Consider the following 12,690-nt stretch of genomic DNA (forward strand, 5'->3'; position numbering starts at 1 on the left):
CGGCGCACCTCGTCCGGTCGGCACCCCGCCTGCGTGGTGGTCAGAAGGGTGGCGGGTCGTCTGCGTCGGGTGGGCTGCCGGTCGTGGCGAGCTGCAGTGGGGTGAGCGGCTGCCGTCCGGTGAGCAGCCGGAGGCCCGGTGGCCGGGTCGTGCGGGTCACCCCGCTGGGCGTGGTCACCGAGAGGACCCCGTCGGTGGACATGACGAACCGCCAGCCGGGGGCGTGGGTCTTGAGCCGGTGGTGCCTGCGGCACAGGCAGCACAGGTTCGCGCAGTCCGTCGCGCCGCCGGCGGCGTGGGCCTCGACGTGGTCGAGGTCGGTCCGGGCCGCGGGGCGCCGGCAACCGGGATGGCGGCAGGTGCGGTCGCGGGCGTGGACGAAACGGCGCTGCGCCGGGCTGGGTGTGTAGCGGTCGACCGCCCCTGGCCGGTCGAGCATCGGGCAAGCGCACTGCCCCGCTGCAGGACCGTCGGGTTCCGGCCGGGCCGCTCGGGTCTCGTCCCGCCGATCGCGCGGATGGTGCGGACAGCCGCGGCGGACCAGACGCTGCAGTTCCGGTCGGGTGACGGTCGCCCGCAGCTCGCCGGTGGCCGGGTCGACCAGGGAGATGTCCAGGGTGCCGCCCGTCGGCGCCTGCAGCCCGCCGGGGCAGAGCGAGTCCAACTGCTCCAACAGCTCGCGGAGCTGCTGGTGGGTGATCGGTGCACCGTCCACCGACGCGGCGTCCTCGTCGGTCGGCGCCCCCGCCAGGTCGCGGGCGGGCGGCTCGATCGGCGCCTCCGCCAGGTCGCGTGTGAGCGGCTCGGTCGGCGCCCCCGCCGGGTCGCGCGTGGGGGGCTCGGTCGGCGCCCCCGCCGGGTCGCGTGTGGGCGGCTCGGTCGCCGTGCCCGCCGGGTCGGGTGAGCGTGGCTCGGTCGGTGACCGACCGGCGTCGCGGGCGGTCGGCGACCAGGCCGGCGAGCGTTGCGTCATGGCCCGGCCGCCCGCACCCTCACCCATGGCCGGTAGTGGGGCGACGAGCTGCAGGTGCGCGGTCACCGGCTCCCGGCTGGTGTCCCACGGCCGCAGGATGAGGTCAGCGTGGACCAGCGCGCGCAGCTGACCGATCGGCCGCTCGTCGCCGTCGTCCTTCGCCATCCGCGCGTAGAGGTCGACGGTCTCCCGGCACGCGGCGGCGACCGGTGTCGGCAGGTCCGCGATCAGCTCCGACATGCCGTCACCGACCGACCGCACCCGCACATCGGCCGCCCGCTCCGCCTTCTTCCGCCGCCGGTCAGCAGCCGCCGCGTCGACGGCGATCAGCGCCGCGGCAGTGCGCTCCCGCAACCGTGCCGGGGTCTCCCCCGCATGCGCCCACTCCAGCGCCTGCGCCTCGACCTCGGCCACGACCGCGGGCTCCACCGGACCACCCGCTGACTGCGACTGCCCGGCCAGCGCACGCACGATCGCGTTCGCCCGCGGCTCGTCCACCAGCCCGTCGGCCAGCGCCTCCCAGGTGGCGGGCAGCTCGCGCACCAGTGCCAGCGACCGCTCCGCCAACCCCGTCGCTGCCGCCAGCGAGATGCCACGCATCAGCGCCAGCTCGTCGACCAGGAACTCCGAGACACCCACCGGCACCCGAGTCGGCGCCCAGCCCTCCACCCCGTGGCCGGGCTGGTCCTCGGTCAGATCGGTCTGCGCCGGACGGCGGGCAGCCATCTGCGCGATCAGGAACGCGTCGTAGGCGGCCAACTGCCCCCGCCCGTCGGCGACCGCACCCATCTCCCGCACCAGCTCGGACTCGCAGAACGACTCCGGCGCCAGCAGCTCCGAGAGCCGCGACCGCCGCCGCGTGACGCCAGGTGGAGGCGGCGGCCAGGCGCCCCGGAGCTCGGCACGGTCGACGACCGTGATCCCCACCCCGTAGCCGCTGAACACGACCCGAAGCTATGCGAGGGGTACGACAGTTCCGCCGTCCCGGACGAGGCCGCGACAGCCCCCGACGACGACGGCGCAGCGGCCGTGCCGGTGAGCCGTCCGGGCGACGGGTGCGCCCCTCCGGCAAGCTCGTCCCGTGACCGCTCACGGCTACGGGCCGCACGCCGAGACGCCCCTGGGGTTCGCGCTGCACCACGTCCAGCTGGCCGTCCCGGCCGGCAGCGAGGACGCCTGCCGGACTTTCTACGTCGGCGTCCTCGGCCTCACCGAGGTGCCCAAGCCGCCGGCCCTGGCCGCCCGCGGTGGACTCTGGGTGCGGGGCGACGTCCTGGAGCTGCACCTCGGCGTCGAGGCCGACTTCCGCCCCGCCCGCAAGGCCCACCCGGGCATCCTGGTGCGCGACATCGACGCCCTGGTCGCCCGGCTCGCCGCCGCCGGCATCGAGGTCCGCTGGGACGGCGACTTCCCCGGGCACCGCCGGTGCTACGTCGACGACCCCGTGGGCAACCGCCTCGAGTTCCTGCAGCCGGACGGCACCGTCCCGGCCTGGTGACGCGCCGCCCGCCGACCGGACAGCAACGGGCGCGACCGGCGACCAGCAGCCCTCCGGCTGCACACCCGGCGACCCACAGCCCACCTCGCACCGCCCGGACGACGACGGGCGCACCCGCCGACCTACAGCCCGCCGGCCACCCGCAGCACGGCGCCGGTGCAGTAGCTCGCCTCGGGCCCGAGCAGCCACGCGATGGCGGGGGCGATCTCGTCGGGCTCCCCCGCCCGCCCCATCGGCACGCGAGCGACGACCCGGTCCAGCCGCCCGGCGTCCCCGGCCCCGGCGTGGATGCCGGTGCGCACCAGCCCGGGCGCGACCGCGTTGACCCGCACGCCGTCGTCCGCGAGCTCCTTGGCCAGGCCCGTGGTCAGCGCGTCGACGCCGGCCTTCGCGGCGGCGTAGTGCACGTACTCGTGCGGTGAGCCCAGCGTCGCCGCGCTCGAGGAGACGGTGACGATCGCACCGCCGCCCCCGCCCCGCCGCCGCGACATGACCTGAGCCGCCCGCCGCACGCAGAGGACGACGCCGAGCAGGTTGACGTCGAGCACCTGCCGGACCACCTCGACCGGGGTGTCGGCGAGGTCGCCCAGGTGTGCGGTGAGCCCGGCGTTGGCCACCAGCCCGGTGAGCGGGCCGAGCCCGGCCGCCACGTCGAACAGCGCGTCGACGTCGTCGGGGTCGGCGACGTCGGCCCGGACGGCGACCGCCCGCGCCCCGAGCGCCTCCGCGGCCGACACCACGGCCCGGGCCTCGGCTGCACTGCTCCGGTAGCCGACGACGACGTCGTGGCCCAGGCCGGCGAGGTGCACGACGGTGGCCGCACCGATCCCCCGGCTGCCGCCGGTGACGAGGGTGAGCGGGCGCGCGGAGGAGGACACGGCCGGTGAGTCTGCCGGGAACGTCGGACCCGCCCGGCACACTCCTGCCCGTGGACCACCCCTCCGACGCCGTCGTCCGCCGGCTGCACCCGCTGCTGGTCGAGGTGCGCGACGCCCTCCTCCGCGGGCTCACCGTCAGCCGGGCCATCCACGCCGAGCACGGCTGGCTGCCCTCCGCCGACCGCCACCTCGACCACCAGCTGGTCCGGCGCGAGGCGATGGAGCAGCTGCGCCCCTACGCCGAGCACGACGACGACCCGTTCGGCACCCAGCTGGAGCTGCTGGAACCCGGCAACGACAACCTCGGCCTGCCGATGAGCGGGCTGATCCTCCGCACGCCCACCGAGGTGCTGCGGGTCTGGCACTCCGAGGACGGCGAGCTGCCCGCCGCCGACACCCAGGGCCTGCGCGACTACTACGCCCAGCAGCCCACCGCGCAGCTGCACCTGCAGCTGGCCCTGGACGTCGTCCCGGTCGGCCCGCCACGGCGCGACCACCTGGCGCTGCTGTGGGCCGACTCCCGCCGGCCGGGCCGCGACCCGGAGCTGGTGCGCTTCGACCTGGTCCGGCCCCGCGGGTCCAGCGGCCGGCGGGTCGACGTCGACTGGCACCTGGGCCTGCTGGACCGGCTCGGGCGCACCGCGGCGTGACCGGTTCCACGGGCACCGGTGACCCCGGAGGAGACGCCGGAGGTGGCCCCCGCCACAATGTCCGCGTGCACAGAGGCAGAAGCGTGGACCCCGGGATCGCCCGTTCGTGGCTGCTGGTCAACGGCGCCCGTACCGAGCTCTTCGACGACGCGCACGCGTCGCGGGCCGACCAGGTCGTGCTCGACATCGAGGACGCCGTCGACCCCGCCCGCAAGCCGGGCGCCCGCTCCGACGTCGTCGACTACCTCTCCTCCGGCGACAAGCGCGCCTGGGTGCGGATCAACGACCGGTCCACCGAGTTCTGGTCCGACGACGTCGACGAGCTCAAGGGCGTGCCTGGCCTCGCCGGCGTCATGCTGGCCAAGACCGAGGCCGCCGAGCACGTCACCGAGACCTTCGACCGGCTCGGCGGCGCGACCCCGGTGCTCGCGCTGGTCGAGTCCGCCCTGGGCATCGAGGAGGCCGTGCACATCGCCTCGGCCCGCGGCGCCTTCCGGCTGGCCTTCGGCAGCGGCGACTACCGCCGCGACACCGGCACCAGCGCCGACGACCTGGCGATGGCCTACCCGCGCTCCCGCCTGGTCATCGCCAGCCGGGTCGGCGGCCTGCCCGGCCCGATCGACGGCCCCACGGTGAGCGCGAGCCACCCGATCCTGCGCGAGCAGTCGGCGCTGACGGTCTCCCTGGGCCTCACCGGGAAGCTGTGCCTCCAGCTCGACCAGCTGCCGGTGATCAACGAGGTCATCAGCCCCGCACCCTCCGACGTGGCCTGGGCCCGCGACTTCCTGGCCGACTTCGACGCCCGCGGCCAGGTCATCCGCGACGGCAGCGACCTGCCCCGGCTCGGCCGCGCCCGCAAGATCGAGAAGCTCGCGACGGCCTTCGGCGTCCAGCCCTCCTGACACCCGGGCCGGCCCTCCTGGGTCGCCCACCGGTCGAGACCTGCCCACAGCGCCACGGGCAGGTCTCGACCGTCGTCCGGCTCCGGTCGGGTCGGAGGGCTGTCAGCCCAGCCGGCCCACGACCGCAGTGCCGTCGAGCTCGTCGTCGGTGAGCACCCGAGCGGCGAGGCCGGCTCCGGCGACCAGCGCCTGCGTGCCCGGCGCCTGCCGCCGGCTGGTCTCGATCAGCAGCGTCCCGCCCGGTGCCAGCCAGCGCCGCGCGCCGGCGGCGACGCGGCGGTGCACGACGAGCCCGTCCGCGCCGCCGTCGAGCGCCGCGCGAGCCTCGTGGTCGCGCGCCTCCGGCGGCATGAGCGCGATCGCGGCGGTGGGCACGTAGGGGGCGTTGACGACCAGCAGGTCGACCCGGCCGGCCAGCGCGACCGGCAGGGGGTCGAACAGGTCGCCCTCGTACACGGCCCCGAGCCCGGCCAGGTTGCGCCGCGCGCAGCGGACGGCCGCGGGGTCGACGTCGGCAGCGTGCAGCTCGACCCCGCCCAGCGCGGTGGCGACCGCGGCACCGACCGCGCCCACCCCGCAGCACAGGTCCAGGACGACGGCACCCGGGCCGCCCACCGCCACGGCCGCGTCGACCAGCAGCTGGGTGCGCCGGCGTGGCACGAACACCCCCGGCTCGACGACGAACCGCTGCCCGCAGAACTCCGCCCACCCGAGCACCTGCTCCAGCGGCTCCCCCGCCACCCGGCGGGCGACCAGCCCGTCGCGCTCGGCGGGGGTCTGTGCGGCGGCCTCGAGCAGCACCGCCTCGTCCTCGGCGAACACACAGCCGGCCGCGCGCAGCCGGGCGACGACGGTGGGATCGGGTGACGTCATCACCGCCGAGTGTGCCGCCTGGCTGACGGAACGGTTCCGGCCCCCTACAGTGCGGCGACGAACGGAGGACGGGGATGGACCGGCAGACCGACGACTTCGCGACCTTCGTCGCCGACTGCGAGCAGCAGTTGCGCGGCACCGCCCTGCTGCTGACCGGCGACCCGGCGCAGGCCGACGACCTGGTGGTCGCCGCGCTGGCCCGCACCCACCGCCGCTGGCGCCGGCTGTCCACGCCCGCCGACGCGCTGGCCGACACCCGCACGGCACTGGTCACCGCGGCGCTGGGGGGCACCCGGCTCTCCGCGTCCGGCGGGACCATCGGCACCCTGGACGGACCGGACGACGACCGGCCCGCCGTCGACCGCCTCGACCCCGGTGACCGCCGCTGGCTGGCCGCACTGACCGCCCTCGGCCCCACCGCCCGTGCGGTCGTCGTCCTCCGGCTGGTCGAGGGGCAGGACGAGGAGACGGTCGCGGAGCTGCTGGGCCGCTCGCCTCGCGTGGTGGCCGACGCCCTGGACACCGCCGTGCAGACCCTCGGCGACCTGCTCGAGCCCGACCCCGCACCCGACGCTCACCCCGAGCCGGTGCCGGTGGCCGTGCCGCCCGCCACCAGCGTCTGGGCCCGCGGGCCGCGCGCGGACGGCGACCCGGACGCCGCCTTCCGCCGCCCGGGCACCGCCACACCTCCGGCCGGAACCGCACCCGTGCCCGCCGCCGCACCTGCCGCCCCCGCGCCCGCCGGGTCCCTGCCCGCCGGGTCCGTGCCCGCCGCAGACGACGACCCGTGGGCGATCTACCGGAGGCCGACGTGACCGGTACCGACGTGCCCGGTACCGACCTGCGCTCCACCGACGCGCACGGCACCGACGCGCACGACGTCGCCGCCCGACTGCGCCGGCTCGCGGCCGGGGTGCCGGGGAGCGGCGACACCGCCGACCGTGCGCTGGCCACCAACCGGCACCGCAGACTGCGCGCAGCCCGGTGGGTCGCCGCCGGCGTGGCCGTCGTCGTGCTCGGCACCGCTGCCACCCTCGCCCGGCCCGAGGAGGTGGTCGCAGCCGCGCAGCCGGCTCCGAGCAGCTCCGCGGGCACCCCGCCACCGCAGGTCTACGAGCAGCCGGCCCGCGGGTCGCTCGCCGACGACGCCGGGTTCCTCGCGCAGGCGGCGGCGCTGCCGTGGTCGGGCGTGCTCGACCCGGCCTCCGGAGCCCTCCGCCAGGTCGAACCGGACAGCCGCCGGGTCGTCTACGCCGCCGACGTGCCCGGCGGGCACCGCTGGGTCGTGGTGATGGCCCGCTGGCAGCAACAGTGGGCGGTGAACTGGTTCTCCGGCCCGCGCGGGGCCGCCCCGTCCCAGCTGGTCGAGGCCTACGCGCCCCTCCCCTGGTCGGGTCTGGCCCCCCTGGCGGTCATGGACGCCTCCGAGGGCCGCGGCCCGCTCCTGGTGCTCGCCGAGCCCGGGGTCTCGGCCGAGTTCTCCCCCGGCCGCGACCGCGCGCCCGACGGTCGGCTGGTCCGCGACTTCGACCCGCTCCCGGTCGTCGACGGCGCCCTGCTGGGCTCGGTGACGACGCCGCTCACCTACGACGCCGGGGAGCTGTACCAGGTCCGCGGCGCGAGCCGGTCGCAGGTCTACGAGGTCCACTACACCCACGCCCCGTGGGACAGCTGGTACGACGGGGTCGGCGAGCCACCGGAGGACGCGGTGGTGGCGGAGTGCCTGACGGCGCTCGGGCTGCGGGTGCAGGACGGCCCGGGCGCCCAGGATGTGGCCTGGTCGGAGAGCGACCGCGACGAGATCACCAGCGCCGAGGTCGCGGCCCGGGACGAGGCGGCCGCGGCCTGCCACGTGCAGGCGGACGGGGGCTGACCAGTGACGGACGCCCCCATGGCGCGAGCGGGTACGGACGGGCCGGCTGGGCACCAGGACGTCCGCGCCCGGCTGACCCGCCTCGCCCAGCGCGCGCCGCTCCCCGACGGCGACGGCACGGCCCAGCGGGTGCTCGCGGTGAACCGCGGCCGCAGGGTCCGTGCGGTCCGCTGGGTGGCCGCCGCCGGAGCGGTGGCCGTGCTCGGGACCGCCGCGACGCTCGCCCGGCCCGCCGACGTGGTGCCCGCCGTCCAGGCCGCCGCGACGGCGCCCTCGGGACCCCGGCCGCCGGCGGTCTACGAGCAGCCGCCGCGCGGGTCGCTCGCCGACGACCCGGGGTTCCTGGCCGCGGTGGCGGCGCTGCCGTGGTCGTCGGCGTCCGGTGGGATCGAGCTCTCCCGGCCCGCCGACGCCGACTCGCGCCGGGTGGTCTACGCCGCGGACGTGCCGGGCGGTCACCGCTGGGCCGTGGTCATGGCCCGCAGCGGCTCGCAGTGGGTGATCAACTGGTTCGCCGGTCCGCGGGGCGCGGCGCCCGCGGAGCTGTCGGAGGCCTACGGCCCGACCGGCTACGCGCGGGGCCTGCCGCTCGCGCTCATGGACGTGTCCGCGGAGACCGGACCGCTCGTGGTGCTGGCCGACCCGGGGGTCGGTGCGGAGTACTCCGCCACCCTCGACCGCGCCCCCGACCGCAGCCTGGGGCGGGAGTTCACCGAGCTGCGCGAGGTCGACGGCGCGCTCGTCGGCCTCGTGAAGACCCCGGTCGCGTTCGGCCCGGACACGTCCGCGGAGCTGGTCCAGCTCCGCAACGGCGTGCGCACCCCGGTGGGCATCATCCTGAACACGGGCACCCCGCCGTGGACGCCCACCGACTTCCCGGAGACCCCGCCCGACCCGACGGCGGTCGCGGAGTGCCTGACCGCGGCGGGGTTCACGGTGCAAGCCGCACCCCCGAGCGCGGGCGTCTACTTCGAGGACCCGCGGACCGGTGCGCTCTCCAGCGCCGAGGAGGCCGAGCGGGACCGGGCCAGCGAGGCCTGCTACCTCGGACCCGCCACGGACTGACCCAGCGGCCGGCGGCCGGGACGAGGGAGGATCGCGGGGACGCCGAGGGAGGGAGCCCGGGTGCCCGACGTGCAGCAGGACCTGCGGGACCGGCTGACCCTCCTCGCCCGGCACGCGCCCCGCCCCGCGGACACCGCCGCCCGCGCGCTCGCGCTGAGCACCCGGCGCCGCCGGCGGCACGCGGGCAGGACCGCGGCCGCAGCGGTCGCCGTCGCCGTCGCCGTCCTGGCCGCGCTCCCCGGCCCGGCAGCGCAGCCGGCGCCCCCGCCGGCCGCCGACGTGGTGGAGCCGGCCGGCCCCTCGCTGTATGACGTCCCCACCCGCGGGTCGCTGGCCGGGGACGCGGAGTTCGTGGCCGGGGTGGCGGCCATCGAGTGGGCGAGCCCGCCGAACGCGGCGCTGGGGGTGCTCTCGCCTCCTGCGGACACCCGCCGGGTGCTGTTCGCCGGCGACGTCCCCGGTGGGCACCGCTGGGCGCTGGTGATGGGGCGGGTCGGCGACGGGTTCCGCACCGCCTGGTTCGCCGGCCGCGCGGGCGCGCCGCCGGAGCGGCTGACGCTGTGGCTGGGCACCGGCGACGCCGCACCGGACGTGCCGATCACGCTGCAGGACGCCAGCGGGCCCACCGGGCCGCTGGTCGTCGTCGGCCTGCCCGGCGACCGGGTCGAGTACTCCCCCGGCCAGGACCGCGACGCCACCGGCCGGCTGGTGCGCTCCTACGCCGAGCTGCCCGTCGTCGACGGGGTCTCCCTCGGTGAGGTGGCCACGCCGCTGGTCGACCACGCCGGGGTGGCCATCGCCTACCGCGACGGGCAGATCGTCGGCGCCGGTGCGCCGCGGACCCTCAACGCGCCGCTGCGCGGGGTGCCGCTGCACCCCGACCGGAACGCCGCCTACTGGCTGCGGCTGCGCGACTGCCTGACCCCGCAGGGCTTCCGGGTGACCCTGGCGCCCTCGGGCCTGGACCTCAGCTGGACCGGCGGACCGGTCAGCGCCCCCGGCGGCGGGGCCCTCAGCAGCGCCGAGGCCGCGGAGAACACCGCGGCCTTCGACCGCTGCGCCGAGGACGTCCGGCAGGGCTGACCTAGAGCTGGCGGTAGACGGCGTCCGGGACGTCGGTGACGAACATGTGCCCGGGCGCGTGGGTGATCGCGAACGGCGGGCGCGAGGCCATCAGCGCCGCCTGCGGGGTGACCCCGCACGCCCAGAAGACCGGGACGTCGCCGTCGGCGAGCTCCACCGGGTCGCCGAAGTCCGGTTGCGCGAGGTCGGCGATGCCCAGGCCCGCCGGGTCGCCGACGTGCACGGGCGCACCGTGCACCTGGGGCATCCGGCCGGTGACCTGCACCGCGGTGGCGACCGTGGAGCCGGGCACCGGGCGCATGGAGACCACCAGCGGGCCCGACAGCCGCCCGGCGGGCCGGCACTGCCGGTCGGTGCGGTACATCGACACGTTGCGGCCCTGCTCGATGTTGCGCACCGGGACGCCGGCGTCCAGCAGGGCGGTCTCGAAGCTGAAGCTGCAGCCGATGAGGAAGGCGACCAGGTCCGGCGTCCACAGGTCGGTGACGTCGGTCGGCTCGGCGACCAGCTCGCCGTCGCGCCAGACGCGGTAGCGGGGCAGGTCGGAGCGCAGGTCGGCGTCCGGGGCCAGGGCCGTGCGGTACGACCCGGCGTCGGTGACGTCCAGCAGCGGCACCGGCTGCGGGTTGCGCTGGCCGAACAGCAGCATGTCGTACGCCCACTCCCGCGGGAGGACGACGAGGTTGGCCTGCGTGTGCCCGGGCGCCCAGCCCGAGGAGGGGACGGCGAGCCCGTCGCGGAAGTGCGCGCGGGCGGCGGCCGGGTCGGCCGCGGGCAGGGTGGCGGTCACGGGTTCCTCCGGGGTGAGTCGCGGTGGACGGAGAGCAGCTGCGCCTCGGAGTCGTGCAGGTAGGCGTCGAGCTCCTTCGCCGCCTGCTCGGTGTCACCGGCGGCCAGCAGGTCCAGCAGCGCCCGGTTGCGCTGCACGTAGGGCTCGTGGAGCGAGCGCGGGCTGTCGATGGTGTGGAAGAGCAGCCGCAGCTCGGCGAACAGCCGCGCCGCCGTCTCGTCCAGCCGCCGGCTGCGCCCCAGCGCCACCAGGGCCAGGTGGAAGCGCATGTTCGCCGTCCCGACGGCGGGCCAGTCACCACGGCGGGTGGCGTCCTCACCGGCGGCGACCGCGTCGTGCAGCGGCCGCAACGCGACAGCGTCGGTGCCCTCCAGCCGCCGGACGACGCCGCCCTCGATGGCGCGGCGGGCCCGGTACAGGTCGACCAGGTCGTCCTCGTCGAGCTCGGGGACGAACACGCCGCGGTGCAGCCGGTGCACCAGCAGGCCCTCGTGGGTGAGCAGCCGGAACGCCTCGCGGAGGGTGCCGCGGGAGACGTGCAGGACCTCGACCAGCTGCTCCTCGCTCAGCCGGGTGCCCGGGGGCAGGTCGCCCTCGATCACCCGGGCGCGCAGCAGCTCCGCGACCCGCTCGGCGGTGCTGGACCGGTCGAAGCTGCGCACCTCGGAGGCGACGGTGCGCAGCCAGCCCTCGTCGTGCGCGTCGGTCATGCGGCCATCCTGCCCGGTCGGCGTGTGTCGCGGCAGTTAAATGTGCAGCGATCCTCTTGTCGGATTGTTCAACAACTCTCTAGGTTCACCCGCCAAGGGGACGACGCCCCGACGGGTGCCGCAGTGCGGTCCCGACCGACCCGACCGGGGAGCTCCCATGGCGCACGAGTCGCACGGCACCACGACACCGGCACCGGGCGGGCGGCTGGCCACCAGCACCCGCTCCACCCTGCTGGGCGCGATGTTCCTGATGGCCACCTCGGCGATCGGGCCGGGCTTCATCACCCAGACCACCACCTTCACGGTGCGGCTGGGCGCGGCCTTCGCCTTCGCGATCGTCATCTCGATCCTGGTCGACATCGCGTTGCAGCTGAACGTCTGGCGGGTGATCGGCGTCAGCGGCCGCCGCGCCCAGGAGCTGGGCAACCTGGTCGCCCCGGGCCTCGGCTGGGTGATGGCCGCCTTCCTGCTCGTCGGCGGGCTGGTGTTCAACATCGGCAACGTGGCCGGCTCCGGGCTGGGCCTGGACGCGATGCTCGGGCTGGACCCGAAGCTCGGCGGAGCCCTGTCGGCACTGATCGCGATCGGCATCTTCCTCAGCAAGAAGGCCGGCGTCGCCGTCGACCGGATCGTCGTCGTGCTGGGGATCGCGATGATCGCGCTGACCGCCTACATCGCGATCACCTCCGGCCCGCCCGTCGGTCAGGCGCTCAAGAACGTCGTCCTGCCCGAGCAGGTGGACTTCCTGGCGATCACCACCCTGGTCGGCGGCACGATCGGCGGCTACATCGTCTACGCCGGCGCACACCGGCTCCTCGATTCCGGCGTCAGCGGTGCCGACCACGTCCGCGACATCACCCGCGGCTCCATCACCGGCATCCTGATCACCGCGGTCATGCGCGTGGTGCTGTTCCTGGCCATCCTCGGCGTCGTCGCCGGTGGTGCGGCCCTCGACCCGGCCAGCCCGGCCGCCTCGGCGTTCCAGCAAGCCGCCGGCGAGGTGGGCCTGCGGGTGTTCGGCATCGTGCTGTGGGCCGCGGCGATCACCAGCGTCATCGGTGCCAGCTACACGTCGGTGTCCTTCGTGACCTCCCGGACGACGTCGGACCGCACGCGCACCCTGCTCGTCGTCGCATTCATCGCGGTCACCACGGCCGTCTACCTGCTGATCGGCACCGCACCGACGACGCTGCTGGTGTTCGCCGGGGCGTTCAACGGGCTGCTGCTGCCCATCGGCATCGCCGTCCTGCTGTGGGTGGCCACCCGCCGCACCGACCTGCTCAACGGCTACCGCTACCCGCGCTGGCTGCTGGTGATCGGCTGGGTCGCCTGGCTGCTGACGCTGTTCCTGGCCGTCCGGTCGGTGCAGCCGGTCATCGACCTGTTCCGCTGACC

13 protein-coding genes are annotated in these 12,690 nt (G+C 76.3%); 8 read left to right on the forward strand and 5 right to left on the reverse strand.

All coding sequences use genetic code 11. The annotated features are described in order from the left end of the window. Positions 1-40: 40 nt before the first annotated feature. Positions 41-1,918, reverse strand: coding sequence for an HNH endonuclease signature motif containing protein (locus tag KUM42_RS02195; RefSeq protein ID WP_237494689.1), 1,878 nt, complete (start codon positions 1,916-1,918; stop codon positions 41-43). A 136-nt stretch (positions 1,919-2,054) separates the two neighbouring features. Between KUM42_RS02195 and KUM42_RS02200 the strand changes: the two genes are divergently transcribed. Beyond that, positions 2,055-2,471, forward strand: coding sequence for a VOC family protein (locus KUM42_RS02200; protein WP_237494690.1), 417 nt, complete (start codon positions 2,055-2,057; stop codon positions 2,469-2,471). Between the two features lie 122 nt (positions 2,472-2,593). Here KUM42_RS02200 and KUM42_RS02205 read toward each other — a convergent pair whose 3' ends face one another. Continuing rightward, positions 2,594-3,349, reverse strand: a complete 756-nt coding sequence (locus tag KUM42_RS02205; protein WP_237494691.1) for an SDR family oxidoreductase — start codon at positions 3,347-3,349, stop codon at positions 2,594-2,596. A gap of 50 nt (positions 3,350-3,399) precedes the next feature. On the opposite strand from KUM42_RS02205, the gene KUM42_RS02210 reads away from it, so the two are divergent. Together KUM42_RS02210 and KUM42_RS02215 are read left to right on the forward strand one after the other, a co-directional pair. Then, complete coding sequence (locus KUM42_RS02210) at positions 3,400-3,999, forward strand: hypothetical protein (RefSeq protein ID WP_237494692.1); 600 nt, start codon at positions 3,400-3,402, stop codon at positions 3,997-3,999. A gap of 65 nt (positions 4,000-4,064) precedes the next feature. After that, entirely contained in the window at positions 4,065-4,901 is an 837-nt protein-coding gene (locus KUM42_RS02215; protein WP_237494693.1) for a CoA ester lyase, read from the forward strand. A 102-nt stretch (positions 4,902-5,003) separates the two neighbouring features. Here the strand turns inward: KUM42_RS02215 and KUM42_RS02220 are convergent, their stop codons facing one another. Then, positions 5,004-5,774: a putative protein N(5)-glutamine methyltransferase gene (locus KUM42_RS02220; RefSeq protein ID WP_237494694.1), complete on the reverse strand. Its 771-nt coding sequence runs from the start codon at positions 5,772-5,774 to the stop codon at positions 5,004-5,006. A gap of 74 nt (positions 5,775-5,848) precedes the next feature. Between KUM42_RS02220 and KUM42_RS02225 the strand changes: the two genes are divergently transcribed. From KUM42_RS02225 to KUM42_RS02240, 4 genes are read left to right on the forward strand one after another with little or no spacing between them, the layout of a single operon-like run. Further along, entirely contained in the window at positions 5,849-6,589 is a 741-nt protein-coding gene (locus KUM42_RS02225) for a hypothetical protein (protein ID WP_237494695.1), read from the forward strand. Then, complete coding sequence (locus KUM42_RS02230; RefSeq protein WP_237494696.1) at positions 6,586-7,647, forward strand: hypothetical protein; 1,062 nt, start codon at positions 6,586-6,588, stop codon at positions 7,645-7,647. Before KUM42_RS02225 ends, KUM42_RS02230 begins: the two co-directional genes overlap by 4 nt. Positions 7,648-7,665: 18 nt before the next feature. Further along, positions 7,666-8,712, forward strand: coding sequence for a hypothetical protein (locus KUM42_RS02235; protein ID WP_237494697.1), 1,047 nt, complete (start codon positions 7,666-7,668; stop codon positions 8,710-8,712). A gap of 60 nt (positions 8,713-8,772) precedes the next feature. After that, a complete protein-coding gene (locus tag KUM42_RS02240; protein WP_237494698.1) occupies positions 8,773-9,795 on the forward strand; it encodes a hypothetical protein in 1,023 nt (340 codons plus the stop codon). Position 9,796: 1 nt separating this feature from the next. Here the strand turns inward: KUM42_RS02240 and KUM42_RS02245 are convergent, their stop codons facing one another. After that, positions 9,797-10,585 (reverse strand): putative hydro-lyase, encoded by a 789-nt coding sequence (locus KUM42_RS02245; protein WP_237494699.1) that lies wholly within the window; start codon positions 10,583-10,585, stop codon positions 9,797-9,799. After that, complete coding sequence (locus KUM42_RS02250; RefSeq protein WP_237494700.1) at positions 10,582-11,295, reverse strand: GntR family transcriptional regulator; 714 nt, start codon at positions 11,293-11,295, stop codon at positions 10,582-10,584. The genes KUM42_RS02245 and KUM42_RS02250 overlap by 4 nt, the downstream gene beginning before the upstream one ends. A 157-nt stretch (positions 11,296-11,452) precedes the next feature. On the opposite strand from KUM42_RS02250, the gene KUM42_RS02255 reads away from it, so the two are divergent. After that, on the forward strand, positions 11,453-12,688 hold the full coding sequence (locus KUM42_RS02255) for an NRAMP family divalent metal transporter (protein WP_237494701.1): 1,236 nt from the start codon (positions 11,453-11,455) through the stop codon (positions 12,686-12,688). Positions 12,689-12,690: the final 2 nt, after the last annotated feature.

This window comes from Modestobacter sp. L9-4 (assembly GCF_019112525.1).
Taxonomy (GTDB): Bacteria; Actinomycetota; Actinomycetes; order Mycobacteriales; family Geodermatophilaceae; genus Modestobacter.